Annotated in this window: 32 protein-coding genes, 1 pseudogene and 1 riboswitch; of the genes and pseudogenes, 16 read left to right on the top strand and 17 right to left on the bottom strand. The window is 71.3% G+C overall.

The window, feature by feature from the left end:
- Window positions 1-95 precede the first annotated feature (95 nt).
- On the top strand, window positions 96-674 hold the full coding sequence (locus tag ACFUJ1_RS03690) for a hypothetical protein (RefSeq protein ID WP_378642091.1): 579 nt from the start codon (window positions 96-98) through the stop codon (window positions 672-674).
- A gap of 24 nt (window positions 675-698) precedes the next feature.
- On the top strand, window positions 699-1,139 hold the full coding sequence (aroQ, locus tag ACFUJ1_RS03685; RefSeq protein WP_378642089.1) for a type II 3-dehydroquinate dehydratase: 441 nt from the start codon (window positions 699-701) through the stop codon (window positions 1,137-1,139).
- A 1-nt stretch (window position 1,140) separates the two neighbouring features.
- Here the strand turns inward: aroQ and ACFUJ1_RS03680 are convergent, their stop codons facing one another.
- The 7 genes from ACFUJ1_RS03680 to ACFUJ1_RS03650 all read right to left on the bottom strand — a co-directional run bounded on the left by ACFUJ1_RS03680 (window position 1,141) and on the right by ACFUJ1_RS03650 (window position 8,594).
- A complete protein-coding gene (locus tag ACFUJ1_RS03680) occupies window positions 1,141-1,584 on the bottom strand; it encodes a nitroreductase family deazaflavin-dependent oxidoreductase (protein ID WP_378642087.1) in 444 nt (147 codons plus the stop codon).
- Window positions 1,585-1,670: 86 nt separating this feature from the next.
- Complete coding sequence (locus ACFUJ1_RS03675) at window positions 1,671-2,924, bottom strand: allantoate amidohydrolase (RefSeq protein WP_378642085.1); 1,254 nt, start codon at window positions 2,922-2,924, stop codon at window positions 1,671-1,673.
- 85 nt (window positions 2,925-3,009) lie between these two features.
- Entirely contained in the window at window positions 3,010-4,323 is a 1,314-nt protein-coding gene (locus tag ACFUJ1_RS03670; protein WP_378642083.1) for an FMN-binding glutamate synthase family protein, read from the bottom strand.
- 11 nt (window positions 4,324-4,334) lie between these two features.
- Window positions 4,335-5,159 carry a protein glxC gene (locus ACFUJ1_RS03665; protein ID WP_378642081.1) on the bottom strand — a complete coding sequence of 275 codons (825 nt, stop codon included), beginning with the start codon at window positions 5,157-5,159 and terminating at the stop codon, window positions 4,335-4,337.
- Window positions 5,141-6,043 carry a glutamine amidotransferase family protein gene (locus tag ACFUJ1_RS03660; RefSeq protein WP_378642080.1) on the bottom strand — a complete coding sequence of 301 codons (903 nt, stop codon included), beginning with the start codon at window positions 6,041-6,043 and terminating at the stop codon, window positions 5,141-5,143. Before ACFUJ1_RS03660 ends, ACFUJ1_RS03665 begins: the two co-directional genes overlap by 19 nt.
- Before the next feature lie 10 nt (window positions 6,044-6,053).
- Window positions 6,054-7,388 carry a type III glutamate--ammonia ligase gene (gene glnT, locus ACFUJ1_RS03655; RefSeq protein ID WP_378642079.1) on the bottom strand — a complete coding sequence of 445 codons (1,335 nt, stop codon included), beginning with the start codon at window positions 7,386-7,388 and terminating at the stop codon, window positions 6,054-6,056.
- An 18-nt stretch (window positions 7,389-7,406) separates the two neighbouring features.
- Window positions 7,407-8,594, bottom strand: coding sequence for an NAD(P)/FAD-dependent oxidoreductase (locus ACFUJ1_RS03650; protein ID WP_378642938.1), 1,188 nt, complete (start codon window positions 8,592-8,594; stop codon window positions 7,407-7,409).
- Window positions 8,595-8,867: 273 nt separating this feature from the next.
- Between ACFUJ1_RS03650 and ACFUJ1_RS03645 the strand changes: the two genes are divergently transcribed.
- The 6 genes from ACFUJ1_RS03645 to ACFUJ1_RS03620 all read left to right on the top strand — a co-directional run bounded on the left by ACFUJ1_RS03645 (window position 8,868) and on the right by ACFUJ1_RS03620 (window position 12,485).
- The gene (locus ACFUJ1_RS03645) at window positions 8,868-10,220 is read left to right on the top strand and encodes an ammonium transporter (protein ID WP_378642077.1); all 1,353 of its coding nucleotides are present in this window, start codon (window positions 8,868-8,870) and stop codon (window positions 10,218-10,220) included.
- A gap of 123 nt (window positions 10,221-10,343) precedes the next feature.
- Complete coding sequence (locus tag ACFUJ1_RS03640) at window positions 10,344-10,580, top strand: hypothetical protein (protein ID WP_378642075.1); 237 nt, start codon at window positions 10,344-10,346, stop codon at window positions 10,578-10,580.
- A gap of 7 nt (window positions 10,581-10,587) precedes the next feature.
- Entirely contained in the window at window positions 10,588-11,076 is a 489-nt protein-coding gene (locus ACFUJ1_RS03635; protein WP_378642073.1) for a hypothetical protein, read from the top strand.
- A gap of 29 nt (window positions 11,077-11,105) precedes the next feature.
- Window positions 11,106-11,774, top strand: a complete 669-nt coding sequence (locus tag ACFUJ1_RS03630; RefSeq protein WP_378642071.1) for a helix-turn-helix domain-containing protein — start codon at window positions 11,106-11,108, stop codon at window positions 11,772-11,774.
- Window positions 11,771-12,046: a DUF6191 domain-containing protein gene (locus ACFUJ1_RS03625; RefSeq protein WP_378642069.1), complete on the top strand. Its 276-nt coding sequence runs from the start codon at window positions 11,771-11,773 to the stop codon at window positions 12,044-12,046. The genes ACFUJ1_RS03630 and ACFUJ1_RS03625 overlap by 4 nt, the downstream gene beginning before the upstream one ends.
- A 47-nt stretch (window positions 12,047-12,093) precedes the next feature.
- A riboswitch (guanidine-III (ykkC-III) riboswitch) is annotated at window positions 12,094-12,160 on the top strand.
- Window positions 12,161-12,170: 10 nt separating this feature from the next.
- A complete protein-coding gene (locus ACFUJ1_RS03620) occupies window positions 12,171-12,485 on the top strand; it encodes a DMT family transporter (RefSeq protein WP_378642067.1) in 315 nt (104 codons plus the stop codon).
- A gap of 3 nt (window positions 12,486-12,488) precedes the next feature.
- On the opposite strand, the gene ACFUJ1_RS03615 is transcribed toward ACFUJ1_RS03620, so the two are convergent.
- The gene (locus tag ACFUJ1_RS03615; protein WP_378642065.1) at window positions 12,489-13,292 is read right to left on the bottom strand and encodes an ArsR/SmtB family transcription factor; all 804 of its coding nucleotides are present in this window, start codon (window positions 13,290-13,292) and stop codon (window positions 12,489-12,491) included.
- 141 nt (window positions 13,293-13,433) lie between these two features.
- On the opposite strand from ACFUJ1_RS03615, the gene ACFUJ1_RS03610 reads away from it, so the two are divergent.
- From ACFUJ1_RS03610 to ACFUJ1_RS03600, 3 genes are read left to right on the top strand one after another with little or no spacing between them, the layout of a single operon-like run.
- Window positions 13,434-14,345, top strand: coding sequence for an ABC transporter ATP-binding protein (locus ACFUJ1_RS03610; RefSeq protein ID WP_378642063.1), 912 nt, complete (start codon window positions 13,434-13,436; stop codon window positions 14,343-14,345).
- Window positions 14,342-15,196 (top strand): ABC transporter permease, encoded by an 855-nt coding sequence (locus ACFUJ1_RS03605; protein ID WP_378642061.1) that lies wholly within the window; start codon window positions 14,342-14,344, stop codon window positions 15,194-15,196. The genes ACFUJ1_RS03610 and ACFUJ1_RS03605 overlap by 4 nt, the downstream gene beginning before the upstream one ends.
- The gene (locus tag ACFUJ1_RS03600) at window positions 15,186-15,422 is read left to right on the top strand and encodes a helix-turn-helix transcriptional regulator (RefSeq protein WP_233015155.1); all 237 of its coding nucleotides are present in this window, start codon (window positions 15,186-15,188) and stop codon (window positions 15,420-15,422) included. Before ACFUJ1_RS03605 ends, ACFUJ1_RS03600 begins: the two co-directional genes overlap by 11 nt.
- Before the next feature lie 6 nt (window positions 15,423-15,428).
- Here ACFUJ1_RS03600 and ACFUJ1_RS03595 read toward each other — a convergent pair.
- A pseudogene (locus ACFUJ1_RS03595) lies at window positions 15,429-16,352 on the bottom strand (NAD(P)-dependent oxidoreductase); the annotation flags it as partial.
- Between the two features lie 120 nt (window positions 16,353-16,472).
- On the opposite strand from ACFUJ1_RS03595, the gene ACFUJ1_RS03590 reads away from it, so the two are divergent.
- Window positions 16,473-16,799, top strand: a complete 327-nt coding sequence (locus ACFUJ1_RS03590) for a winged helix-turn-helix transcriptional regulator (RefSeq protein ID WP_378642935.1) — start codon at window positions 16,473-16,475, stop codon at window positions 16,797-16,799.
- Between the two features lie 48 nt (window positions 16,800-16,847).
- Here the strand turns inward: ACFUJ1_RS03590 and ACFUJ1_RS03585 are convergent, their stop codons facing one another.
- Together ACFUJ1_RS03585 and ACFUJ1_RS03580 are read right to left on the bottom strand one after the other, a co-directional pair.
- Complete coding sequence (locus tag ACFUJ1_RS03585) at window positions 16,848-18,017, bottom strand: glycerate kinase (protein WP_378642059.1); 1,170 nt, start codon at window positions 18,015-18,017, stop codon at window positions 16,848-16,850.
- 62 nt (window positions 18,018-18,079) lie between these two features.
- Window positions 18,080-19,678, bottom strand: a complete 1,599-nt coding sequence (locus ACFUJ1_RS03580) for an alpha/beta fold hydrolase (protein WP_378642057.1) — start codon at window positions 19,676-19,678, stop codon at window positions 18,080-18,082.
- 172 nt (window positions 19,679-19,850) lie between these two features.
- Between ACFUJ1_RS03580 and ACFUJ1_RS03575 the strand changes: the two genes are divergently transcribed.
- The gene (locus ACFUJ1_RS03575; RefSeq protein ID WP_233015160.1) at window positions 19,851-20,159 is read left to right on the top strand and encodes a GNAT family N-acetyltransferase; all 309 of its coding nucleotides are present in this window, start codon (window positions 19,851-19,853) and stop codon (window positions 20,157-20,159) included.
- On the opposite strand, the gene ACFUJ1_RS03570 is transcribed toward ACFUJ1_RS03575, so the two are convergent.
- A complete protein-coding gene (locus ACFUJ1_RS03570) occupies window positions 20,156-20,917 on the bottom strand; it encodes a lysophospholipid acyltransferase family protein (RefSeq protein WP_378642055.1) in 762 nt (253 codons plus the stop codon). The genes ACFUJ1_RS03575 and ACFUJ1_RS03570 overlap by 4 nt on opposite strands.
- Window positions 20,918-20,999: 82 nt before the next feature.
- Here ACFUJ1_RS03570 and ACFUJ1_RS03565 point away from each other — a divergent pair, with 82 nt between their 5' ends.
- From ACFUJ1_RS03565 to ACFUJ1_RS03555, 3 genes are all read left to right on the top strand, one after another.
- Window positions 21,000-21,641: a YqgE/AlgH family protein gene (locus tag ACFUJ1_RS03565; RefSeq protein ID WP_378642053.1), complete on the top strand. Its 642-nt coding sequence runs from the start codon at window positions 21,000-21,002 to the stop codon at window positions 21,639-21,641.
- A 63-nt stretch (window positions 21,642-21,704) separates the two neighbouring features.
- The gene (locus tag ACFUJ1_RS03560; protein ID WP_378642051.1) at window positions 21,705-22,286 is read left to right on the top strand and encodes a sigma-70 family RNA polymerase sigma factor; all 582 of its coding nucleotides are present in this window, start codon (window positions 21,705-21,707) and stop codon (window positions 22,284-22,286) included.
- On the top strand, window positions 22,283-22,987 hold the full coding sequence (locus ACFUJ1_RS03555) for an anti-sigma factor family protein (protein ID WP_378642049.1): 705 nt from the start codon (window positions 22,283-22,285) through the stop codon (window positions 22,985-22,987). The genes ACFUJ1_RS03560 and ACFUJ1_RS03555 overlap by 4 nt, the downstream gene beginning before the upstream one ends.
- A 51-nt stretch (window positions 22,988-23,038) precedes the next feature.
- Here the strand turns inward: ACFUJ1_RS03555 and ACFUJ1_RS03550 are convergent, their stop codons facing one another.
- The 5 genes from ACFUJ1_RS03550 to ACFUJ1_RS03530 all read right to left on the bottom strand — a co-directional run bounded on the left by ACFUJ1_RS03550 (window position 23,039) and on the right by ACFUJ1_RS03530 (window position 25,830).
- Complete coding sequence (locus ACFUJ1_RS03550; protein WP_378642047.1) at window positions 23,039-23,389, bottom strand: hypothetical protein; 351 nt, start codon at window positions 23,387-23,389, stop codon at window positions 23,039-23,041.
- A complete protein-coding gene (locus ACFUJ1_RS03545; RefSeq protein WP_378642045.1) occupies window positions 23,382-23,846 on the bottom strand; it encodes a hypothetical protein in 465 nt (154 codons plus the stop codon). Before ACFUJ1_RS03545 ends, ACFUJ1_RS03550 begins: the two co-directional genes overlap by 8 nt.
- A 199-nt stretch (window positions 23,847-24,045) precedes the next feature.
- Complete coding sequence (locus ACFUJ1_RS03540) at window positions 24,046-24,633, bottom strand: hypothetical protein (RefSeq protein WP_378642043.1); 588 nt, start codon at window positions 24,631-24,633, stop codon at window positions 24,046-24,048.
- A gap of 142 nt (window positions 24,634-24,775) precedes the next feature.
- Window positions 24,776-24,961: a DUF397 domain-containing protein gene (locus ACFUJ1_RS03535; RefSeq protein WP_378642041.1), complete on the bottom strand. Its 186-nt coding sequence runs from the start codon at window positions 24,959-24,961 to the stop codon at window positions 24,776-24,778.
- Entirely contained in the window at window positions 24,958-25,830 is an 873-nt protein-coding gene (locus ACFUJ1_RS03530; RefSeq protein WP_378642039.1) for a helix-turn-helix domain-containing protein, read from the bottom strand. The genes ACFUJ1_RS03535 and ACFUJ1_RS03530 overlap by 4 nt, the downstream gene beginning before the upstream one ends.
- Between the last annotated feature and the right edge of the window lies 1 nt (window position 25,831).

Genomic DNA, 25,831 nt, shown 5'->3' with positions numbered 1-25,831 from the left:
GGATCCCGGGCGTGTTCGCGCTGAGCGCAACCGGTAAGGCGCATGTCGACGTAATCTTGTAATCACTGCAAGACGAGTGACAGGCAGGTGACGTGATGGGACACGGACAGCGACGCGGATTCGGCAGGCCCGGCGGTTGGCAGCAGGCCGACCTCCCCGACGCGGCGGATGCCGCCGATTGGTTCGCCGGGAGATTGCCGGAGGAGTGGTTCGTCGGTGCGCCGACGCTGGAGATCGACCGGGACGAGATCGTGGTGGTCGGCGAGCTCCGGCTGACGCCGCCCGGCGAGCAGCCCGGCGAGGGCGAGCCCATCCCGGCCGCGACGAAGGAGGGCGCGATCGCGCGTTTCCGCGAGGGCACCCGCTCGGCGCGCATGCGGATCGCGGAGGAGGCACAGCACCGCTACCGGCGCAATGTCGCCTGGGGTATCACGGTGGACGGCGAGCGGATCCTCTTCACCCACCTCGCGGTGCCGGTGATGACCCGGCTGCGGCAGCCGGAGCGCAAGGTGCTCGACACCCTGGTCGACGCGGGCGTCGCGCGGTCGCGGTCGGATGCGCTGGCCTGGACCGTCCGGCTGGCGGGCGAGCACGCCGAGTCCTGGCTGGAAGAGCTGCGCGCGGCCATGAAGACCGTCGACGACCTGCGCGCCGAAGGCCCGAAGGATCTCTGACCGCGGGCCGGTAGGGTGGCCCGCATGTCAGCTCCCGGCCCGATCCTGGTGCTCAACGGCCCGAACCTGAACATGCTCGGCACCAGGCAGCCGGAGGTATACGGCTCGGACACCCTCGACGACGTGGTGGCGCTCTGCCGCGCGACGGCGGAGCGGTACGGCCGCGAGATCGCGGCATTCCAGTCCAACTCCGAGGGCGCGCTGATCGACCGGATCCACGCCGCGCGCGGCGTGGCGTCCGGCATCGTGATCAACCCGGGCGGGCTCACGCACACCTCGGTGGCGCTGCGCGACGCGCTGGTGATCCCGGAGCTGCCGATCGTCGAGGTGCACATCAGCAACGTGCACGCCCGCGAGGAGTTCCGGCACCACTCCTACGTCTCGCCGATCGCGACGGCGGTGGTCGCCGGGATGGGCGTCTTCGGCTACGCGGCGGCCGTCGAGTTCCTGATCCGGCGCGGCTGAGTCAGTTCAGCCGGAAGACCGGGAAGCCGGGCGCGATCCCGGCCAGCTGCTCGTCGGTGGCGTTCTTGTCGATGCCGTCGAAGAAGCGGCCGACCTCCCAGCCCCAGCGCCGCAGGTACTCGCGCAGCAGCGGGTTCTTCTCGGCGTCGGGCACCTCGACCGCGGTGAACGGCTGTACCTTGCGGCCGAGCCGCAGCTCGCCGCCGCCCGCCGCGCGCAGGTTGCGCACCCACTGGGTGTGGCCGCGCGGGGAGACCAGGTAGCGCGCGCCGTCGATCTCCATCGGGTTCACCGGGACGGTGCGCCACTCGCCGCTCTTCCGGCCGCGCACGGCGAGCTCCTTCGACCCGGCCAGGCTGATGCCCCACTGCGCGAGCTTGCGCACGATCCGGTTGAAGACGTTGTCGCCGCCTGCGGGGGCGAGGTAGCGGGACTCGGCGTTCATGATCTCTCCTCTGTGAGCACTGCTCTCTGTTGAGAGAAGTGTTCCACGGATTGCAGCGCCGAGTCAAGAGCAGTGCTCTCTGTTTTTCAGCGCACCCAGGCCGCCATCACCTCCGCCAGTGCCGCCGCGCCCCGGTGGCAGTCCGCCGCCTCGGCGAACTCGTGCGGGGAGTGCGAGACGCCGGTCGGGTTGCGGACGAAGAGCATGGCGGTCGGCACCCGCTCGGCCAGCACCCCGGCATCGTGGCCGGCGGCGGTGGGGATCACCGGGACATCGCCGAGGTGCGCGAGCGCGGCGCTCAGCCTGGCGCGCGGCTCCGGCGGAAATTCCACGATGGGTGAGCGGGATTCGGCCTCGGCGGCGAAGCCGATGCCGCCGTCGGCGGCGGCCTTGCCCGCGAGTACCTCGATCTCGGCGACCAGGGCGGTCAGCGTGGCCTCGTCGGCGGCGCGGGCGTCCAGCCAGGCGCGGACCGCGGAGGGGATGGCATTGGTGCCGTTCGGGGCGACCAGCACCTTGCCGAAGGTGGCGACGGCGCGGTGCTTCTCGGCGGTGCTGCGAGCGGCGTGCACGGCGGTGGCGAAGGTGAGCATGGGGTCGCGGCGGTCGACCAGGCGGGTGGCGCCCGCGTGGTTGGCCTCGCCGGTGAAGGTGAACTCCCAGCGGCCGTGCGGCCAGATCGAGGAGGCGAGGGCGATCGGGCGGTCCACCAGGTCGAGGGCGCGGCCCTGCTCGACGTGCAGTTCGACGAAGACGCCGATCCTGCTCGCCAGCAGCGGGTCCGGGCCGAGCGCGGCCGGGTCGCGGCCCGCCGCGCGCAACGCCTCGGCCAGGGTGATGCCGTCGCCGTCGCGCAGCCGCAGGGCGCGCTCCGGGGCGAGCGCACCGGCGCTGAGCTGGGAGCCGATGCAGGCGACGCCGAAGCGGGCGCCCTCCTCGTCCACGAAGCAGGTGACCGCGACCGGCACCCGCGGGGTGATGCCCCGCGCGCGCACCAGATCCACCGCGGCGAAGGCGGAGACGACGCCGAGCGGGCCGTCGAAGGCGCCGCCGTCCGGCACCGAGTCCAGGTGCGAGCCGGTGACGAAGGCGTTCTCCGGTTCCCCGGTCCAGGCCGGGGGGAGCCACCAGGCCCAGAGGTTGCCGTTGCGGTCGATCTCCACGTCCATGCCGCGCGCCGCCGCGCAGCCGGTGAACCATTCGCGCAGCGTGAGATCCGCGTCCGCCCAGGCGAACCGCCGGTACCCGCCGGTTCCGGGGTCGCGCCCGACGGCCAGGATCTCATCCCACAGCGGGTCGAACGCCCGCGCGGCGGCATCCGTCGCGAACAGCCCCGTCATCGGGGTGCCCCCACCGCGGGGCGGGGATCGAATCCTTCGCTGCCGGTGCTGTGGCGCACGAACCCGGCGGGCGACACGGCCCCCGTCACCCCACCGCTCCGGGAATCCAGGAGGTGCCCGCGAGCGGAACGCGGGCCATGGCCGACGCCTCGACGGTGAGCGCGACCAGATCCTCCGGCTCCAGGTTGCGCAGGTGCGACTTCCCGCAGGCGCGGGCGAGGGTCTGCGCCTCCATGGTCAGCACCCGCAGGTAGTTGGCGAGTCTGCGGCCGCCGTCGACCGGGTCGAGCCGGGCGGCGAGTTCCGGGTCCTGGGTGGTGATGCCCGCCGGATCCCGGCCCGCCTGGAAGTCGTCGTAGCTGCCCGCCGCGCTGCCGAGCGCCGCGTACTCGGCGGCGTAGCGCGGGCTGTTGTCGCCGAGCGCGATGAGCGCGGCGGTGCCGATGGCGACCGCGTCCGCGCCGAGCGCCATCGCCTTGGCCACGTCGGCACCGGTGCGGATCCCGCCGGAGACGATGAGCTGCACCTTCCGGTGCACCCCGAGCTCCTGCAGCGCCTGCACCGCCTGCGGGATCGCCGCCAGCGTCGGAATCCCGACGTGCTCGATGAAGACCTCCTGGGTGGCGGCGGTCCCGCCCTGCATCCCGTCGACCACCACCACGTCCGCCCCGGCCTTCACCGCGAGCTTGACGTCGTAGTAGGTGCGGCTCGCGCCGACCTTGATGTAGATCGGCTTCTCCCACTGCGTGATCTCGCGCAGCTCCAGGATCTTGATGGCCAGGTCGTCCGGCCCGGTCCAGTCCGGGTGCCTGCACGCGCTGCGCTGGTCGATTCCCTGCGGCAGGGTGCGCATCCCGGCCACCCGCTCGGTGATCTTCTGCCCGAGCAGCATGCCGCCGCCGCCAGGCTTGGCGCCCTGGCCGAGCACGATCTCGATGGCGTCGGCCTGCCGCAGGTCGTCCGGGTTCATCCCGTAGCGGGAGGGAAGGTACTGGTAGACGAGGTTTTTGGACTGTCCCCGCTCCTCGGGGGTCATGCCGCCGTCGCCGGTGGTGGTCGAGGTGCCCATGGCGCTGGCGCCGCGGCCGAGCGCCTCCTTGGCCTGGCCGGAGAGCGCGCCGAAGCTCATGCCCGCGATGGTGATCGGGATGTCGAGGTGCAGCGGGTGTTTCGCGTTGCGGTCGCCGAGCACCACATCGGTGCCGCAGCGCTCGCGGTACCCCTCCAGCGGGTAGCGCGACATGGAGGCGCCGAGCAGGACCAGGTCGTCGAAGTGCGGCAGTCTGCGCTTGGCGCCCCAGCCGCGGATGTCGTAGATGCCGGTCTCCGCCGCGCGCTGGATCTCGGCGATCACGCCGCGGTCGAAGGTGGCGGATTCCCTCGGCAGTGTTCCGGTCATCGGTGGCCTCCTCAGTACGCGTTCGCGTTGTCGACGTGGAAGTGGTACAGCTCGCGGGCCGAGCCGTAGCGGGTGAACTCGGCCGGGTCGGCGTCGAAACCGGCGGCGGCGAGCAGCTCGGCCAGCTCGGCCAGGTGCTCCGGGCGCAGTTCCTTGCGCACGCAGTCGGCGCCGAGCGAGGCGACCCGGCCGCGCACATAGATCCGGGCCTCGTAGAGCGAATCACCCAGCGCCTCACCGGCGTCGCCGAGTACCACCAGCCTGCCCGCCTGCCCCATGAAGGCGCTCATGTGCCCGATATCGCCCCCGACGACGATATCGACGCCCTTCATCGAGATCCCGCAGCGCGCACCGGCATTGCCCTCGATAACCAGCAGCCCGCCGTGCGCGGTCGCGCCCGCCGACTGCGAGGCGTCGCCCTCGACCCGCACGGTGCCGGACATCATGTTCTCCGCCACCCCGACGCCCGCGCTGCCCCGCACGGTCACGGTCGCGCGCTGGTTCATGCCTGCGCAGTAGTAGCCGACGTGGCCCTCGATGGTGACCTCGACGTCGGCGTCCAGCCCGCAGGCGAGGGCATGCGCCCCGCGCGGGTCGGTGATGGTCAGCGTGGCCGGGCGCTCCGGCCCGGCCAGCAGCGCGTTCACCGCCCGCACGCCCGCGGCCGTCGCGTCGACGGTGGCGTGCTCCCCCGCCGCAGGCGCGTCGACGGCGCCGCGGCTCCCCGCGGCCGCGGCCGCGTCCGGCTGCTCCTCGAGCACGGCCCCCGTTCCGGCGGCGGCAACCGTGCCCGCCGCTCGGGTCGGAGTTTCTCGGCTCACTGCGGTCGGCGCCATACGTACACCTCTTCCGGTTCGGGTTCGAAGATCCGGGCGTCGGCGACGCCGGGCAGCTCGGCGAGGGCGCGGTACTCCGACGCCATCGCCACCCAGCGATCGGTCTCCGCGACGATCGCCGGCTTGCAGGAGATGGCGTCGCGCACCACCGCGAAGGAGTCGGCGGTCGACACCAGCAGCGTGTAGAAACCGTCGAAGACCCCGTTGAGCAGCAGCAGCGCCTTCTCCAGGTCGGCGCCTGCCGCCAGCTGCTGCGCGACGAACCGCGCCCCCACCTCGGTGTCGTTCTCGCTGTCGAACTCGACGCCCGCGCGCCGCAGCTCGTGCCTGATGCTCATGTGGTTGCTGAACGACCCGTTGTGCACCAGGCACTGCCCCGGCCCCACCGAGAACGGGTGCGACCCCTCCGCCGTGACCGCCGACTCGGTCGCCATCCTGGTGTGCGCCACCCCCTGCCAGCCCTGCGCGGCGGGCAGCCCGAAGCGGTGCGCCAGCTCGGTCGGGTTCCCGACGCCCTTGAGCACGGTCAGCTCCGAGCCGAAGCCGATCACCCTGGCCGCGGGGACGGCCGCGCGCACCGCCGCGACCAGCGGCTCGTGCGCCACCGGGCCGTGCAGCACGAGGGTGGGGTCCAGGTCGTGCGCCGCGATCGGCGCGCCCGTCGCCGTGCTCAGCAGCGCCGCGAGTTCGGCGGCGGGCAGCGGGCTGTCCAGCACCGAGACGGTGGTGTGCCCCGGCGGCGACCACACCGGGTCGCCGTAGACCGCCATCCCGGCCGAGTCCGGCCCGCGGTCGCACATCTGGTCCAGCATGCCGGTGAGCAGCTCGCCCAGCCGGGGGTAGAGGGTGGCATCACGCAGGTGAAGCCCGACGATTCCGCACATGGCGCTCCTCTCAGAAGGCGGTGAGGTAGTGGTCGATCTCCCAGTCCGAGACCGTGTTGTGCCAGGCGAAGAACTCCGCGCGCTTGGCCTGCGCGAAGTAGGCGGCGACGCCGGGCCCGGCCACGTCGAGCGCGGCGGTGAGCACCGGGTCGGCCTCCAGCGCGTCCATGGCGTGCACCAGCGTCATCGGCAGGTCGGCGGCGGCGCCCGCGCCGAGCGGGCCGGGGTGCGCCGCGCGCTCGACCCCGTCCAGCCCGGCGGCGATGGTGGCGGCTGCGGCCAGGTACGGGTTGGCCGAGCCGTCCGCGCCGCGCAGCTCGACGCGGTTGCCGTCCGGCACCCGGAGGAAGTGCGTGCGGTCGTTGCCGCCGTAGGTGGCGCGCCGGGGTGACCAGGTGGCGCCGCTGGTGGTCGAGGTGGCGCCGGTTCGCTTGTAGGAGTTCACCGTCGGGGCGATGACGCCCTGCAGCGCGCAGGCGTGGTCCAGGATGCCCGCGACGAACGAGTAGGCCAGTGGCGAGAGCCCGAGCCCCTGCGGGTCGGCGCCGGGGAAGAGCGCCGTGTCGCCGCGCCACAGCGACAGGTGCAGGTGCATCCCGGAGCCGGTCCGGTCGGTGAACGGCTTCGGCATGAAGGTGGCCGTCATGCCGCGCTTCTCGGCGATCACCGAGAGCAGGTAGCGGGCGGTGATCACCCGGTCGGCGGTGGTCATGGCGTCGGCGTAGTCGAAGTTCTGCTCGAACTGGCCGTTGCCGTCCTCGTGGTCGCTGGCGTAGTTGCCCCAGCCGAGTGCGTTCATCGCCGTCGAGATCTCGGTCAGGTGGTCGTACATCCGGGTGACGTCGCGGGCGTCGTAGCAGGGCTGGGCGCTGACGTCGGCGGCGTCCGCGGTGGTCAGCTTGCCGCTCGCCCGGTCGACCAGGAAGTACTCGATCTCCGCGCCGACGTTCACCGCGTACCCCATGGCCGCGGCGCGGGCCAGCGTGCGCTGCAGGATCACCCGCGGCGCGAACGGCCACGGCTCGCCCTCGACGTGCGGGGTGCAGTGCACCAGCGCCAGCCCGGGCCGGACGAACGGGATCGGGGTGAACGAGGCCGGGTCCGGCACCGCGACCAGGTCGGGGTCGCGCGGCTCCTGGCCCATCATGCCGGCGGCGTACCCGGCGAAGCCGACGCCGTCCCGCTCGAGCTGGTCGATCGCCTGCACCGGAACCAGCTTGGCGCATGGCTTTCCGGAGAGCGTGGTGAAGAGCGCGAGCACGAAGGTGGTGCCGGACTCGGCGGCCAGCTCGCGCAGCGTGCGGGTGCTGGTCGGGAGGGTGGAGACGGTGGCGGTGTCGGACATGCGGGGTACTCCTGTTGGTCAGCGCATCTCGCCCGCGCCGAGGTACGGGTGCGGGCTCGTGAGCGGCGCACCCTCGGCGAAGCGGCTGAGGCGGAAATCGGCGGGGTCGACGTTCGGCAGGGTGGTGGCACCGTCCAGCAGCAGCTCGGCGGCGAGCCGCCCGACGGCGGGCGAGATCTTGAAGCCGTGCCCGGAGAAGCCGGTGGCGAGGAAGAGGCCGGGCAGCGGCGCGGGGCCGATGATCGGGTTGTAGTCCGGGGTCACGTCGTAGGCGCCGGCGTAGCTGCCGGTGACCCGCGGGTCGGGCATGGCGGGGAGCCGGTGCTCCAGCTTGCCGATCGCCTGCTCGACGGTGCTGTCGTCGGCGCGGTTCGGATAGTCGTCCGGGTCGAGGTACTCGACCTCCGCGTGGTCGCTGTTGCCCGCGAGGAGTTCGCCGTTCGGCTCGCGGCACAGGTACTGCAGGCTCGCGAGGTCGGAGAGGACCGGCACCTCGGGGGTCGGCTCGCCCTGGTCGACCAGGACCAGCTGGGCGCGCTGCGCGCGGACCGGGACATCGAGGCCGAGCGGCGCGGTTAGCGCCGGCACCCAGGGTCCGGCGGCCAGGATCACGGTGCCTGCCGCGACGGTCTCGCCCGCGGTGGTGCGCACCCCGGTGACGGTGTCGCCGTCGCGCAGCAGCTCGGCGACCTCGGCGCCCTGCCGAATCCGGACCCCCATCCTCCGGGCCGCGGCGGCGTAGGCCATGCCGGTCAGGTACGCCTCGCCGCGGCCGCCGAGCGGCTCGTAGGCGAAGGCGGCGAAGTCGTCCAGCCGCAGCCCCGGCCAGAGCTCGGCCATCTCGTCGTGGCCGATGAAGTCGACGTCGATGCTGAGCTGCTGCTGCATGGCCACATTGGCCTTCAGCGGATCGACGTTGTCCGGGCCGACCCCGACCACGTAGCCGCAGCGGCGAAAGCCCAGGTCGTCGTCGAGGATCGCCGCGGCGTTGCCGAACACCTCGACCCCGTACCAGGACATCGCGGCCAGCGACGGCACCCCGTAGTGGCAGCGCACCACGCCGCTGGACTTGCCGGTCATGCCGGAGCAGAGCGTCGCCCGCTCCAGCACCAGCACGTCGGTGACGCCGCGGTCGGCGAGCGACCAGGCGATCGCCAGCCCCTCCAGCCCGCCCCCGACGATCAGGTACTCGGCGGTAGCACCCATGAACCCGTCCTCGAATCTCATGTCGTGAATCGTTGTGTAATCACATGAAACTATTCGATCGTGACGGCACGGTCGCCTCGCTGTTACGAGCACGTTGCGTCACGCGCGTGCTCGCGCGCACGAGTAACCACCCGGAACCACCCGAATCGGGCAGGGATTAACTCCCGGTTCACCACGGGTCGATTGTTCGCAACATTCGACGGCGTTTACTGCTGTTCAACCGCACTGAACTGCGGCCGCAAACATCCGGCACGACGGACGTAGGTGAGTTCAATGACAGAAGCCCTGGCGGCGGCCAATACCGCCTGGATTCTCGCCGCATTCACGGCGGTGGCCCTGATGGTCGCGGGCCTGGCGCTGTTCTACGGCGGCATGGTGAGCGTCCGCAGCACGCTGAACATGGCGATGATGGTCTTCGGCGCGCTGGCCGTCGTCGGCGTGCTGTGGATCATGTTCGGCTACTCCGTCGCCTTCGGCGACTCGGTGGGCGGCCTGCGCCTGATCGGCGACCCACTGGAGTACTTCGGGTCGTCCAAACTCCTGGAGGCGCCGGTCGAGCCGGGATTGCCACCGGCGCTCTTCTCGGCGTTCCAGCTGCTCTTCGCCGCCATCACGGTGGCGCTGATCGCGGGCGCCGTCGCCGACCGGATGAAGTTCGGCTCCTGGATGCTCTTCGCCGGGCTCTGGGCCACGCTGGTGTACTTCCCGGTGGCGCACTGGGTCTTCGCCTTCGACTCCGCCGACGGCTCGGTCCAGGGCGGCTGGATCGCCAACTCGCTCAAGGCGGTCGACTTCGCCGGCGGCACCGCGGTGCACGTCAACGCCGGTATCGCCGCGCTCGCGCTGATCCTGGTCATCGGCAAGCGGGCCATCTTCCCGCACGCCCCGCGGCCGCACAGCCTGCCGCTCACCATGCTCGGCGCCGGCATCCTGTTCTTCGGCTGGTTCGGCTTCAACGCCGGCTCCGCGCTGGCCGCGGGCAACAGCGCCGCCGTCGTCGCGCTGAACACCATGGCCGCCGCCTGCGCGGGCATCTGCGCCTGGCTCGTGGTGGAGAAGCTGCGGCACGGCCACGCCACCTCGCTCGGCGCCAGCTCCGGGCTGATCGCCGCGCTGGTCGGCATCACCCCCGCCTGCGGCGCGGTCTCCCCGATGGGCGCGCTGGCGGTCGGCGCGGTCTGCGGCGCCGTCTGCTGCCTGGCGATCACCATGAAGTTCCGCTTCGGGCTCGACGATTCGCTCGACGTGGTCGGCATCCACCTGGTCGGCGGCGTCATCGGCACCATCCTGATCGGCCTGCTCGCCGACCCGGCCGCGCCCTCCGGCGCCACCGGCCTCTTCTACGGCGGCGGGTTCGGGACGCTCGGCAAGCAGACGGTCGCGGTCCTCGCCGTCCTCGCCTACTCCTTCACCGTCACCTGGATCATCGCCAAGGTCATGGACCTCACCATGGGGCTGCGCGTGCCCGCCGACGCCGAGACCGAGGGCGTGGACGTGGTCGTGCACCGGGAGAGCGCGTACTTCCTGGAGAGCATCGAGCTGGCCGAGGGGAAGGTGGAGCCGGGGGCGGCTGTCGTCGCCGCCGAGGTGATCACCGAGAAGGCGGCTGAGCCGGCCACCACCTAGGTTTCACGTAAAACATTGAGCCGCACTGCGTTCGCGCAGTGCGGCTCAATGCCGTTCGGCCCACGCTCAGATCCGTAAACGTTACCTTGACAGAGCCCGGAATCGTCAAGGTAAGCTTGACGCGTGGAGATATCGGACTCTGCCCGCAAACATGATGTGGCCGAGGTCGATATCCTCCACGCCTGGGAAAACGCTCTCCGGTACATCGAACTCGAGATGTACGGCGAGGACCGGCTCCTGGTCCTCGGCCCGAATCGCGCCGGCCGGATGCTCGAACTGATCGCCGTCCCCGCAGACGGACCGGCTCGAATCATCCACGCCGACACCAGGAGAGCCAAGTTCCACAAGTATTTGAGGTGATGCCGAGATGACCATCATGAACAAGGGAAGGCGCTCCGGGCGCAAGCCGTCGACCACGCTGCTGGCGTCGGCCGTGGCGCCGCGGCGTCCGGCGCTCACGTTCGATATCAGGCGCGATTTCCCTGCGACTTATGTCCTGGCCTACTCGTCGGCACCGGCGGATCGTCGCGGTTCCCGCGTCGGCCCGGAAGTCCTGTACCAGCGACTGGCGCACATGTGGGCCGACGAACGCACACCAACAGCACCGCCGATTCCGGAGCCGACCGCGGGTGACCTCGATGCCGTTCTGGAGCAGCTGGACCCGGACACCACTCCGGCACGGGACGCCGAGCACTTCCGGCACATCATCGAGGCCCGCAAGAAGCTGGCCGAGGCGGAGGCCGAGCTGCGGTCGGCCGTCAAGCGGGCGCGGCAGGCCGGTGACTCGTGGACGGTGATCGGCGCGGCCCTGGACACCTCGCGCCAGGCCGCGTTCCAGCGGTTCGGCAAGGACTAGGCAGCCACCCAACCTCTAGACTTCCCCCCATGCGTGAACCGGCCCGAGGACGGGAGCACCGTGACACCGGTGACCCGGCCCCGGTGGACCGCGAGATCCCGCGGGACGTCCCGACGGCGGCGGGGCTGGAGCAGGTGATCGGGCGGCAGGTGCGGAGCCTGCGGCTGGCGGGCAGCATGTCGGTGGTGGAGCTGGCGGCCAAGGCCGGGATCTCCAAGGCCATGCTGTCGAAGATCGAGAACGCGCAGACCTCGTGCAGCCTCGGCACGCTGGCGGGGCTGGCCAAGGGGCTGGATGTGCCGGTGACGTCGCTGTTCCGCGGCGCCGACGCGGCCCGCGAGGCGGTGTACACGCGCTCGGGCAGCGGGGCGGTGATCGTCGGCCGCGGGACCAGGGTCGGCCACCACTACGAGCTGCTCGGCGCGCTGCGCGGCCAGCACAAGCGGCTGGAGCCGGTGCTGGTGACGCTCACCGAGGCCAGCGAGACCTTCCCGCTCTTCCAGCACGCGGGCACCGAGCTGCTCTACATGCTGGAGGGCGTCATGGTCTACGGCCACGGCGATTCGGAGTACACCCTGCGCCCGGGCGATTCGCTGCTCCTCGACGGCGAGGGCCCGCACGGCCCGAACGAGCTGGTCCGGCTGCCGATCCGCTTCCTCGCGATCACCGCCTATCCGGACAATCACGTGGAACGATGACCACCGCGCTCGGTCTTGCCCTCCCCGGCAGTGTGCTGCTGCTCCTGATCGTCGGTGGCTACGAGCTGAAACGGCGGCGCCGGAGCGGGCTGGAGAGCGGGCGGATGGTCTCGACCGTGCTGACCGACGAGGTCACCGCGCTGCTCTACCCGACCAAGCGGATGGAACTCGACCACCGCGACGGCATCTCCATGCTCAGGGACGAGGAGAGCAACGGCGACCCGGTGGATCTCGAGCGCGGAACCGCGAGGATCCAGCCGAACGAGCGGTGACCCCGGTCGCCATCGATTGCCGCCCAGCACCCCGTGTGACACGGTGGAGGCGAGCCCGACCAGGGCTTACCGGACGAGGGGTGCCGTACCCGGAGTGCGACAAGACGGCCCGAGGAGGGTCGACATGTCGTGGCTGCTACTGGTGATCTCCGGGGTCCTGGAGGCCGTGTGGGCGACCGCACTCGGCCGCTCCGACGGCTTCACCCGGCTCACCCCGTCGCTGATCTTCGCCGTGGCGCTGCTCGCGAGCATGGCCGGGCTCGCGCTCGCCATGCGCGAGCTGCCGGTCGGCACCGCGTACGCGGTGTGGGTGGGGATCGGCGCGGTGCTCACCGTCGCCTACGCCATGCTCACCGGCGCCGAGTCCGCCTCGGTCGCGAAGGCGCTGTTCCTGGTGATGATCGTGGGCGGGGTGGTCGGGCTGAAGCTCACGCATTGAGCCTCACTGCGGGATGTGCAGCTCCTCGCCGGTCTCCAGCAGCGATTTGAGGCCGGAGAGGATGCTCGGCCAGCCGCCCTGGACGCCGTCGAGCACGGGGCTGCCCGGCGCGAAGCCGTCGTGCACCACGGTCAGCTTCACCACTTCGCCCTGCTGCTCCAGCTCGAAGGTGACGGTGGAGCGCGGGTCGGCGGCCCAGCGCGGGAGGTCGTCGGCGGGCAGCTCGACCTCGGCGGCGAACTCGGCGTCGATGGTGTGCCAGGTGTACGAGAGCACCGTGAACGGCTCGGCTTTCACCACCACCTGCCCCTCGTCGGCGTGCGACCAGCCGCCGAGCGACCAGCGCATGGTGGAGCCGGGCTGCCAGTCGGTGTCGAAGGTGGCGCCCCAGTACTTGCTGGTGAAGGCGGGGTCGGTGAGCGCCTGCCAGAGCCGCTCGGGGGTGGTGCGGATGTAGGTGGTGTAGACGAAGGCGGTGTCGGTGGTGGTCATCGGTGCCTCCAGGGCAGCTTTGAGGTCGGCGAGCACGTGTACGCGCCCGCGGTGGTAGCGGTCGATCCAGCGTTCGGTGATGGCGTCGAGCGGGGCGGCGTTGAGGTGGTGCAGCTTCTCCCGGCCGCGGCGCCTGGTGGCGACCAGGTTCGCCGCCTCCAGCACCGCGAGGTGTTTGCTCACCGACTGCCGCGCCATGTCCAGCCCCGCGCAGAGTTCGCGCAGGGTCAGCCCGTCGGCGGCGCGCAGTGTGTCGAGCAACCGGCGGCGGGTGGGGTCGGCGAGTGCGCGGAAGACCGCGTCGTCCTGCTCCATACCGTCCTTCCGAAAGGCAACCTCGCGGCTGCATGTTCGACAATAGGCAGCCGAATAGCTGCCTGTCAATGGCAGCAAAGCTCTGTCGCTATATAGCACTCCTACTACATAATGGAGCCGACAAGCTACGGGGAGGTGCCCATGAGCGTCGTGATCGACGTCGAAGAACTGCGCATGCGCTACGGCGACCGCGACGTCCTGCGGGACGTGACGTTCCAGGTGCACGAGGGCGAGGTGCTGGTGCTGCTCGGCCCGAACGGCGCGGGCAAGACCACAACCATCGAGATCCTGGAGGGGTTCCGGCAGCGCTCGGCGGGGCGGGTTTCGGTGCTCGGGCTGGATCCGGAGCAGGGCACCGAGGCGTGGCGCGCCCGGGTCGGGGTGGTGCTGCAGTCCTGGCGCGATCACAGCAAGTGGCGGGTGCGCGAGCTGCTGGCGAACCTCGGCCGCTACTACGCCCCGTACTCCACGCCGGAGCGGGAGCGGCCGTGGCACCCGGACGAGCTGCTCGAGGTAGTCGGGCTCGCCGAGCACGCGGACCGCAAGGTGCTGACGCTCTCCGGCGGGCAGCGCCGCAGGCTCGACGTCGCGATCGGCATCGTCGGCAGGCCGGAGCTGCTCTTCCTGGACGAGCCGACCGCGGGGTTCGACCCGGAGGCCAGGCGCGAATTCCACGACCTGGTGCACCGGCTCACCGACGAACTCCGCACCACCGTCCTGCTCACCACGCACGACCTGGACGAGGCGGAGAAGCTCGCCGACCGCATCCTGATCCTGGCGGGCGGCCGGATCATCGCCGACGGCTCGGCGGACGCGCTCTCCCGCAGCGTCGCCGGAGCCGCGGAGATCCGCTGGACCCGCGGCGGCGAGCGCTTCGTGCACACCGCGGTGGAGTCCACCGAGTTCGTGCACGACCTCTTCCGCCAGCACGGCGGCGAGATCAGGGAACTCGAGGTGCGCCGCGCCTCGCTGGAGGACACGTACATGACGCTGGTGCGGCGCTCCGAATCCGGCGCGGCCGACGTGCGCTCGCTCACGGAGGTATCCCGATGAACCCGGTCCTCGTCGCGGTCCGCACCGGGCTGCGCCGCGGCGTGATCGAGATCAGGCAGGCGCTGACCAGCGGGCAGGATCTGTTCGGGCTGGCGATCTATCCGCTCTCCGCGCTGATCACCCTGTTCTTCATGCGCGACGCCACCTTCCAGTCCAGCGGGATCGGGCTCGGCGCGCTCGCCCTGCCGAGCCTGATCGGCCTGCTCATCGTCTTCAATTCGCTCTTCGGGATCGCCGGGGCGCTCGCCACCGACCGCGAGGACGGCACGCTGCTGCGCGCCAAGGCGACGCCGAACGGCATGGTCGGGTATCTCACCGGCAAGATCGTCGCCGCCGCCGCGCTCGCGGTGCTCTCCGCGCTTCCGGTGCTGATCGGCGGGCTCGCGCTGATCGGCGACGGGCTCGACTTCGGCACCCCGGACCGCTGGCTCGCGCTCGCCGCGATCACCGCGCTCGGGCTGCTGGCCACGCTGCCGCTCGGCGCGGCGCTCGGGTCGCTCTTCACCAGCCCGCGGAACCTCGGCTACCTCTCGCTGCCGATCATGGGGCTGGTGGCGATCTCCGGCATCTTCTACCCGATCACCGCCCTGCCCGGCTGGCTGCAGGCGGTCGCGCAGGCGTTCCCGGTCTACTGGATGGGGCTCGGCACCCGCGCCGCCATGCTCCCGGACTCGGCCGCCGCGGTGGAGCTCGGCGAGTCCTGGCGGCACCTGGAAACCATCGCCGTGCTCGGCTTCTGGGCGGTGGTCGGGCTGGTGCTCGCGCCGCCCTTCCTGCGCCGGATGGCGCGCCGGGAGTCCGGGTCGAGCGTCGCGGCCCGGCGCGAGAAGGCGCTGCAGCGTGCCTACTGAGGTCATCTACAACCGGATCGCGATGCTGCGCGCGGAGCGCGGGGTCTCCCGGCGGCAGCTGGCCGAGGCGCTCGGCGTGCACTACCAGACCGTCGGGTACCTGGAGCGCGGCGAGTACAGCCCGAGCCTGCACCTGGCGCTGCGGATCGCGGCGTACTTCGAGGTGGCCGTGGAGGTGGTGTTCGCCACGGCCCCCTTCCCGCGCATCGGCAGCGAGACCGGCTGAGCCGGTTCACGATCCGCGCATCAGCTCCAGCACCGAAACCGGGCGGCTCGCCGCCGTCGATGCCTCCAGCCCGCGCTGCCACCAGGCCATGGCGGCGTGCGAGAGCGCCGCGTCCACCCCGGCATCCTCGCTGGCCTCGATGATGTGCCGCGCACCGGCCAGCATCATCCGGTACATCGATTCGTCGTACCCGGCACCGGCTTTCGCCGCTGCCACCGAATCCGCCATGAAGGACGGGTAGGCGGCGGCCGAGCGCTGCGCGTAGGGCAGGAAGCGGTCGATGTCGTGCCCGCTGCGCTCGATCACAGCCAGCGCCTGGTCGAAGGCGAGCAGCCACGGGTGGAAGGTGACCAGCAGCGCCTGGTAGAAGACCTGCGCCACGCCGTCGTCGGCGCCGAGGTACTCCGGCGGGCTCAGCGGGCGCAGCAGCTCGCGGTGTCGCTCGAAGACCTCGGCCGGACCGCCGTAGAAGGTGTACGAGGCCGGGTGCGCGATGTCGTCGCCCGCGGACATGACGCCGCCGGAGAGGAATTCGGCGCCGTGCCCGCGCACCCATGTCCCGCCGCGCCTGGTGTTCTCCGGCGAGTCGGAGGAGAGGTTCACGATGGTGCGGCCGGGCAGGGCGTTCGTGGCCTGGCCGAGCACGTCGTACATGGCCGGGTAGTCGGTGAGGCTGAGCACGGCGACCTCGTTCGCGGCGAGCGCCTCGGCCACCGAATCAGCGGCGGTGGCGCCGAGCGCGACCACCTCGTCCACCTTGTCGCGGCTGCGATTCCACACCGTCACCACGGTGCCCGCCGCGAGGAAGGCGCGCACCATGGCACGGCCCATCGGACCGAGACCGATTACCGTCACCGCCGTGTTCTGAGACATTCGCTCGAGCCTTTCGCTGGTCTGTCGGGAAGTTCGGCGCCGGTTCCGATGCTGGTCGCGGCCGGTAGCATCGACAAGAGCGCACGTCGGGGCGGGGCTACCGCACCCGCGGGTACGTGACCTGGTCAGGAGGCGGCGGTGGACACCAGAGGTGACGTGGATCACGAGGTCTGCGGAATGTCCGTTGCCATCGAAGTGGTCGGCGGCAAGTGGCGCATGCATCTCATGTGGGTGCTCGGCGAAGGGCCGCGCCGGTTCGGCGAGATCCGGCGCAAGCTGGACGGGGTGAGCGAGAAGGTGCTCACCGAGAACCTGCGGCACCTGGAGGCGGCGGGGGTCGTGCACCGCGAGGTGTTCCCCGAGGTGCCGCCGCGCGTCGAGTACTCGCTCACCGACCTCGGCGAGTCGTTGCGGGTCGCGCTGCTACCCCTCGAAGACTGGGGCGACCGCCACCGCGAGCACGTTGCTCAGTGCGAACTGGACGACACCTTCGCCGAAGTCTGACCCCGCCGAGGGGCGAGTCTTACGAGCCCCGTTCGCCGGAGGCGGGCCTCAAACTCTTGCGCGTAGGTATTGCTCTGCGATCCGCTCTCCCACGCGGACCAGCAGGGGCCGCGCCTGCGCGATGCAGCGCGCCGGGTCCGGCTCGAACTCCGTGAGCGGGTGACACCCCGCGAACCCCGCCTCCCGCACCTGCTCGGGGGTGAGCAGCGAACGCCCGGGGGTGACGACACACGGCACCCCGGCCGCGGTCGCGGCGGCGAGCACGCCGAGCGGCGCCTTCCCGCGCAGGCTCTGCTCGTCGAACGACCCCTCCCCGGTGACGACGAGCGCAGCCCCGTTGACCAGGTCGGCGAAGCCGAGCAGCTCCAGCACCACGTCGATCCCGCTGCGCACCGTCACCGGCATCAGCACCGCCAGCGCGCCGAGCACCCCGAACCCCGTCCCACCGGCCGCGCCCGCCCCCGGCCGCGAGGTGGCATCGCCGTACCGCTCCACCGGAAATGCCTCCCCGACCACCCGGGCCCAATTGCCAAGCGCCGCTTCCAGAATCGCCAGCTCCGCCGGCCCGGCCCCCTTCTGCGGCCCGTACACCGCGACCGCTCCCGCGGGCCCGAGCAGCGGATTGTCCACGTCGCAGGCGAGCGTCAGCCGAGCCCGGCGCAGCAGCGGGTGCAACCCACCCGCGTCCAGCCGGGCCGCGTCGGCGAGCGGCGCGCCACCGGGCGGCACCTCCGCACCCCTGGCGTCCAGAATCCGGGCGCCGAGCCCGCGCAGCAGCCCGGCGCCGCCGTCCGAGGAGGCGCTGCCGCCGAGCCCGAGCACCAGGTGCCGCACCCCCGACTCCAGCGCGTGCGCCAGCACCGTGCCGAGCCCGTCGGTGCCGCTGCCGAGCGGATCGAACCGCCCCGCGGGCAGCTTGGCCGCCCCGACCACCGCCGCCAGCTCCACCACCGCGGTGTCGCCGCGCACGGCGTAGGAGGTGGGCGTGGCGGCCCCGGTCGGCCCCGGCGCGATCAGCCCGACCCGCCGCCAGCCCGCCGTGACGAAGGCGTCGACGGTCCCGTCGCCGCCGTCGGCAACCGGCACCCGGTGGATCCGGGCGGCGGGCACCGCCCGCACCACCCCGGTCGCCAGCGCGTCGGCGACCTCGGGCGCGCTCGCCGAACCCTTGAACTTGTCCGGGGCGAGGACCACCCGTTGACTCGGCTCCCGTGTCATCGACCCATTGTGGAACCCGGCGCCGATGCGCGCACCTCGGGCATCCGGATGCACGTGCACCGCTACGGCAGCGGGGCCTGCTCGGCGCGGTCGATGCCGACCTCGCCGGTCTCCAGGTAGCGCACCACCGCGCCGTCGACGGCGCCGTTGCCGCGGCCGAAGGTGCCGTGGTCGCCGCCGTCGACGACGATCAGCTTCCCGTGCACCGCGCGGGCCAGCGCCGGGCCGCCCTCGTAGGCGGTGAGCGCGTCGTAGCGGCTCTGCAGCAGCAGCGGCGGGGTGCGCAGCGCGGCGCCGTCCACCGCGACCGGCTTCGCCACCGGCCGCCACGACCCGCAGTTCATCCCGGCGCGGACCAGGTTGGCGCGGGCCTCCATGGCGCTGCCGCCGGAGGCGATGGTGCCCGCGGCGACGGCGATCAGCTCCGGCCGCGGCTCGACGGCGTTCTCGTTGCAGGTGATGGCGGTGAAGACCACCTGGCCGGTCGGGTCGGAGCTGCTCGCGCCCTCCAGCGCCAGCAGTTTGCCGATATTGCGCGGGTCGGCGTTGGCGTCCGACATGGCGCGGGCGAAGTTCGGCCAGAACGCGCGGGTGTAGGTGGCGACGGTGGTGGCGCCGAGCAGCGGCACCTGCGCGGAGGTGCCGCCGGCGACCAGCGTGCGGGTCAGGTTCTGCACCTTGCCGATCTGCTCGACGCTGCCGTTGAAGCCGTCGCGGGCGATCTCGGCGAGCGGCTCGGGCAGCGCGCCGGGCAGGTCGGAGACGGCGGCGGGCGGCGGGGTCAGGTTGGCGTACCAGCCGCCGCCCTGGTCGGCGACGAGCCGCACCCAGTTCCGGTAGACCTGCAGCGGGGTGTTGCCGAGGCCGTACTCGCCGTCGTGCTCGGCGATCCAGGCGAACAGGTCGTCCAGCCGCTGCTTGCCCGCCACCTGCTGCTGGGCGAACTCCTCGGTCCACACCCAGCCCGGGTTGACGTTGGAGTCGAGCACCATCCGGCCGGTGTGCTCGGGGAAGAGCGTCGCGTAGACGGCGCCGAGGTAGGTGCCGTAGGAGGTGCCGAGGTAGTCGAGCCGCTCGACGCCGAGCGCGGCGCGCACCGCGTCCAGGTCGCGGGCGGTGCTCTCGGTGGTGATGGTGTCCAGGTACCCGGGCAGCGCCGCCTCGCAGGTGGCGCGCATGTCGTCGCGGGGGCGCAGCGCGATTTCCTTGACGCCGGCCGGCGCGGGCTCGGCCCCGGTCGGCTTCACCGCGCAGTCCAGGGGGGTGGACCAACGCATGCCGCGCGGCTGCACGGCGATCCGGTCGTACTGCTTGAAGGCGGCGGGAAAGGCATCGATCCGGCGGGCCCAGTAATCGAGGGCGTCCGCGCCGGGTCCGCCGGGGTTGGCGGCGATCACCCCGCGCTTCTGGCCATCGGCCGGTATCCGGCTCACGGTCAGTTCGATCGTGGCGCCGTCCGGATCGGCGTAATTCCTCGGTACATCGACGACCGCGCACTGCACGCCGCGACCTGCGGGTACCGCCCCCTCCGGGCAGTCGCCGAAGGCCACCGCTGGCGCCGCCGCGGCGGGCGCGAGCAGGGCAGGGGTCGCCGTGACCGCACCGAGCAGTCCGGCCACCAGGAGCGCGGCCAGCCCGGCCGCGCGCTGTGCGCTCGTCATCTTCCGTCCCTCCCGGGCCCGCGCCGCGGCCGCCCCGAGCTCACGTACCGGGCGGCGGGCCACAAGCATTCTGTGCGGCGGAACCGCGTTCGACAAGTCCACCGTGGGGATGGGCGCTCCGCGAGGCGGATTCGAGCGCGCGATCGCGCCCCGCACCGAGTAGCGTCGAGCCATGGCGATCGAGGTCCGCACCAACACTGCTCTGGAGCGGTTCGAGCTCTACATCGACGGAACTCTCGCCGGTCACGTCGCTTACCAGGACACCGCCGCCGAGCGCGCCTTCGTCCGCTCCGAGATCTACGCCAGCCCCGATCGCGGCCACGCGGCCACGCTCTTCGAGTCGGCCCTGCGCACCACCAGGGCGCAGGGCTTCGAGGTGCTGCCGATGTGTCCGCAGGTCAACCGCTATATCGAGAGCCGCGCCGAGCACGTGGCCGCGGTGCCGAGCTGGGCCCGCAGTCAGTTCGGGCTGCCGCTCTAGTAGGCGGCGACGGCCCCGTCCAGCGCGACCTGCAGCTCGGCGCGGACCAGCCGGGAGATCTCGGCGGGCCGGGTCGGCAGCTCGGTGACCGGCTGCCCGAAGTAGAACGACGAGCCGACCACCTCCTGCTTCGACGGCTCGGTGCCGTCGCCGGGCCGCGGCCCGTAGCTCAGCGCCAGGCTGAGCAGGGCGGGCTCGGCGCCGAGCTTCTGCGCGCGGAAGGCGATGTGCCCGATCCCGCTGCCCACCGGCTGCACCCGGCTCGGGTCGACCACATTGCAGGTGCCCTCCGGGAAGACCGCGAGGTGGTCGCCGCGCGCGAGCCGCTCCGCGCAGCTGTCCATCATGCGCTGACCTGCGGCATTCACCGCGCGGAGGCCGTGGTCCTTGCCGCGGAACACCGGGATGGCGCCCATCATGTCGACCTGCTTGCGCAGCTTGGGATCGACGAACAGTTCGTCCTTGGCCAGCACCCGAACCCGCCCGATGAGCCGGCGCAGCGGGCTGCGCCAGGCCGCCGCCGCCACCGTGTACGGGTCGTGCCTGGAGAGATGATTCACCGCGATCAGCAGCGGCCGCCCCGAGCGGACCAGGGCCTGCACCGCCTCCGGCGCCCCATCGGCGAAGTGCACCCGCGGCCGGAAGCGGCGGGCCAGAAAGGCGTACGCCGCCAACGCCTTCGCCCGGTTCTGCCGGTGATCGCGGTAGAAGTCGTAGACGGTCTCGAAGTCGTCGAGGAGCACCTCGGGCGGTCGCATGGCACGACTCTACGACGCCGAGCGGCCGCTTTCCCACCGCAGAGGGCAAGCGCATCGGGGCTGCAACTGCGATGATGTCCGGGTGGCACGCGCAGACGACCCCGACGATCGCAGGACCCGCGGGCACGGCGACCACGGTCGCCGCGATCACCGGCCGGGCGAGTCCGTCGTGCGGGCAGGCAGTCTGCTGGTCTCCGCCATCGACCTCGCGGAGCCGACCTTCCGGCGCACCGTCATCTACGTCATCGAGCACAACGAGGCGGGCAGCCTCGGCGTCGTCCTGAACCGGCCGAGCGACACCGCCGTGCACGACGTGCTCCCGCGCTGGAGCGAGGTGGTCTCCGCGCCGCAGACGCTCTTCGTCGGCGGGCCGGTCAAGCGGGACGCCGCGCTCTGCGTCGCGACCGTCCGGGTCGGCGTCTCGATCGCCGACGTGCACGGCCTGCGCCGAGTCGACGGCCGCGTCGTGCTCGTCGACCTCGACGCCGACCCCGCCGAGATCAGCCCCCTCATCGAGGGCGCCCGCATCTTCGCCGGCTACGCGGGCTGGACCTTCGGCCAGCTCGAGGGCGAACTGGACAACCACGACTGGTACGTGGTCTCCGCCCTCCCCGCCGACCCCATCGCCCCCGGCCGCCCCGACCTCTGGGCCCAGGTACTGCGCAGGCAACCGCTCCCGCTCTCGCTACTCGCCTCGCACCCGATCGAACTAGAACGCAACTAGCCTCGTGTAACTCCTCGACAGAGGAGGACCACCCCGTGACCAACCCCCCGCTCCGGTGAGCCGATGGACGCACCGGAACCTCCGGCGGCCACCCAGCCGCCCCCGACCCACCCGGAGAACGCCCCGTGGGCAGCAGCCGACGACGACCGGGCCACGCTCATGGCCGCGCTCTACCGCGAGCACGCGACCGTGCTCTGGCGCTACACCCTCGGCCTGGTCCGCGACGCGGGCCGCGCCGAGGACATCGTCCAGGAAACCCTGCTCCGCGCCTGGCAGCGCCCCGCGGTCCTCGACCAATCCACCCATTCGGCCAGAGCCTGGCTCTTCACCGTGGCGAGGAACCTCGCCGTGGATGAACACCGCAGCGCCCGCAACCGCCGCGAATTCCGCACCGACGCCCCACCCGAGCAGGCCACACCCGACCACTCCGACCGCGCCCTCGACGGCTGGCTGGTCGCCGACGCCCTTGCCAAACTCGGCGCCGACCACCGCGAGGTGATCGTGCGCGCCTACTATCGCGGCCTCTCGACCCAACAGATCGCCGAGGAACTGGGTATCCCACCCGGGACGGTGAAATCCCGCATGCACTACGGCATGCGGGCCCTACGTCTCACGCTGCAGGAAATGGGGGTGACGAACCGATGACCGACATCGTCGACGACTACACGACGTGGGACGCGCCGTATGTGCTCGGGTCGCTCACCCGGGCGGAACGGTTGGAGTTCGAGGAGCATCTGGAGGGGTGCTCGCGGTGCCGGGACGCCGTCGCCGAGCTGGCCGGGATGCCGGGGTTGCTCGGGCTGATCGGGCCCGAGACCGCGCTGGAACTCGGCTCCGCACCGGAACCCGAATCTCCCGAGGCCCCGGCCGACCTACTGCCCCGGCTCGCCGCCGCGAGCGAACGACAGCGCCGCCGCTCCCGCTGGGTCTCGGCAGGCGCCGCACTCGCCGCCGCCGCCGCTGCCGTCGCCATCGCGGTTCCGGTGGTCGCCGCGGTGACCGCTGACTCGGACCCGGTGAGCACCGAGCAGGTCTTCGCTGAACGGTCGATGGAGCCGTTGCGGGCGAGTCCGGTCTCAGCCGATTTCCGGCTGCTGGCCGAGGGTGATCGCACCCGGATCGAGATGACCTGCAGTTACGCACCCGGTGATGCTCGCTACACCTGGGAGTTCGGCCTCGTCGCCACCGGTGTGGACGGCACCCGATGGAATCTCGGGCAGTGGCCTGCGGGGCCGGGGGACGTGGTGACGTTGGAACGCACCGTCCCCACCACTCCGGAGCGCATCCGCAGTGTCGAGATCACCTCCGCCGCCACCGGCGACACGGTGCTCCTCGGCACGGTCTGAGCACGCCGATCGGTTCTCGTCCACTCCGGCGGGAACCGATCCGGCGTGAATTCAGCTCGCGTCGGCCGACCGAGCAGCGAACCCGGTCCGCTCGATCACCACGACCGCGCGCCCGCTGATCCGGTCCAGCTGATAGAGCGCCTCGTACAGATGGGTCGACATCAGGGTGCACCACCAATCCCACGGCGATATCTGGCCCCGGCCCGCGTCATTCGCGATGTCCAGGTAGTAGCGTTCCAGCGATTCAACGGTGAACCTCACTTCGACCGGTGGCTCCACCGCAACACCCCGGCGCCCCGAAATCCAGACAGCTCCGCTGGAATCGACGGTGATATCGAGCCTCATCTCCCGCCCAGCGGCTATGACGGAACCAACCAGCTCCGCGTTCGTCGGTTCAGGCACATCCGCCTCCTGGGAACGCCGTGATGATTCGTCCATCGGTCAGGACGATAACGCTGGGGTGGATGGTCTGGACAATCGCACCGGTGACGTGGTTGACCAGGTAGACCTGCCCCGAGTAGCAAGTGGCGCCGCCGCCCTGATCGACGGTCCGTTGCGGATCGTTCAGCGACTTGGCGATCGCCATATCCGCGATGTCGCGCCAGTTCCGGTTCTCGATGGCGGCGAGTTGCTCCCACTCCTTACCGTGATTCTGCTGCACGTGGCGGAATCCCCACTTGTCATTGCCGCAGAGGAGTCTGCCGCGACCATAGGTGGCAACCACCTTGTCCTCCGCCGAGCTTCTTCCGCAGGCACCCCATACCTGTGGCTCCGCCGCCGCGTTTCCCGCGCCGAATCCCGTCGCGACGAGCGCGGCCGACACCGCGCACACTGCCACGATCGATGTGATCGTCTTCATCGTCCCCCCGTTTCGACTCAGGGGTATGCGCACGACCCGGATGCCGCTTCATATTCATCCCCCACCAAATTGGACGCAGCAGACGCCAGACGGTTCCCGACGTGCACGGTGGGACGGGGGCGGCGAGGGCGGTCGCGGCGAGGGAGCCCGTTCCTGCGGAAATCAGATCGTCCGCCGCGGGAGAGCGCGCCGTGCCCTGCTAGGGCTGGATCGGCCGTACCTCGCTCGCCGTGCGGTACTTCCCGTGATGTCCTTCGCCGATGAGCCAGGTCACCGGCATGCCCGGGGTGATGGTCTGGTCGTCGCCCCGGTACTGCCAGCGAGAGAACCACACGTCGCCGGAATGGCTGGCGACGAGGCCGTCGTAGCTGTGGGGCAGCCACCACCGGACCACCCCGTCGAGGCCGGGGTCGGGATCTGCGGCTGACCGGATCTGGCCGTAGGGTATCGAGCCGCCCGGCCCCTGCCACCCGGCGCCGGTGGGCAGCAGCGGCTGATCGCCACCCCGCGGGTCGGCCGGCCAGATCTTGCCGCTGCGCGCCAGGATGTCGTCGTGCAGAAGCCGCGCGAGTCCGCAGGCCACGCCGCTGGGGGTGTGCTCGCCGGGGGTACAGCCGACGAGGATGTTCCAGGTCGGGACGGTGAACTCGATCCACCACGCCGGAGGCGAGGGCTGGCGAAGCAGGCGTTCGGGGATCGTCTCGTCGATGTGCACCTCGACGCCCAGAGCGGTTTCGATGTCAGCGGCCAGCAGGTCGGCGCCTTGCCTCGATATTTCCTGATCCATGCCGCTACCCTCACGATGCGCTGAGACCGAGACGGTATTGCGAACACTCGGATCGGATACGTCGCTGCCAATCCACAGCACGGATGAGCCAGCGGGGGCATTGGCGAGCGACCACGACTGCTCGTCGGTCGTAGGGCTACGCCTAGAACTCTCCGGTCGAGATGCCGGCTACGAAGGCTGCCCAGGACAGCCTTGGGAAAGTCAGGGCCGCGACATCCGGGTTCTTGGAGTCCCGGACACCCAGCTGCCCGCCCGGCAGGTACGCGACCTCCACGCAGTTCGCACCGTCGCTGCTGTAACTGGACTTGAACCAGCGGGGTTCACTCACTGCTCGTACTCCTTGACCGTCTTCCGGAGCAGGCTTCTGCTCGCCTCCTCACCCAGCGTATGTCGTTGCAAACGGCGGGTGACGTCGGTGTACTGGGACACCTCACCCGGCTTCTCCAGGTACATGCTCCCGGTAAACGACTCCAGGAGAATCACCGGCGGTGAGGCTGGGTCCTCGAACTCCAGCATCGCGTAGTGGCCGATCGGACTGCCCATCGGAACGCCCGCGGTGAAGGGCAGCAGACACACTGAGACATTCGGCCGCTTTCCCACCTCCGCGAGGTGCCGAAGTTGCGCGGCCATGACGGCCTCGCTCCCGACCCGGCACCGGAGCACCGTCTCGTTGAGGATCACCAGCAGATCGAGCGGCCTGTGCCGCCGGGTGATCCGCACCTGCCGTTCCATCCGGAGCGCGAGCAGGCGCTGCCGCTCCTCGTCCGACCAGTCCGGGAAGCCGTTCTCCAACAGGGCGAGTGCGTAGCCAGGGGTCTGCAGCAGTCCTGGCACGATCGACGGCTGGTACACCACGATCTGCTGGGCTTCGGCCTCCAAGCCGATGTACACGTCGAAATTCGCCGGGATCACATCGCCGTAAGCGTGCCACCAACTCTTCTCGCCGGCCTTCAGCAGCAAGCCGATCATCGCCTTGATTCTGTCGTCCGGCATCTCGTAGACCCGGCAGAGCGCATCCAGGTCGCGGGCCTTCAACCTCGTCTTATCCGCCGTTTCGAGTCGTTGCAGCACCGACGTGCTGATATCGGCTGCGATCGCGGCTTGCGCGATCGTCAGCTTCACGGCCTGCCGTGCGTCGCGCAGGTAGGCAGCGAGTCGCCGCCCCGCCAAGGTCGATCCGCTATCCCCCACTGCCACC

The sequence above is a fragment of the Nocardia sp. NPDC057227 genome (assembly GCF_042669725.1).
Taxonomy (GTDB): domain Bacteria; phylum Actinomycetota; class Actinomycetes; order Mycobacteriales; family Mycobacteriaceae; genus Nocardia; species Nocardia asteroides_A.
Note: the sequence above shows the minus strand (reverse complement) of the source record. Positions and strands in the feature narration are given on the sequence as shown.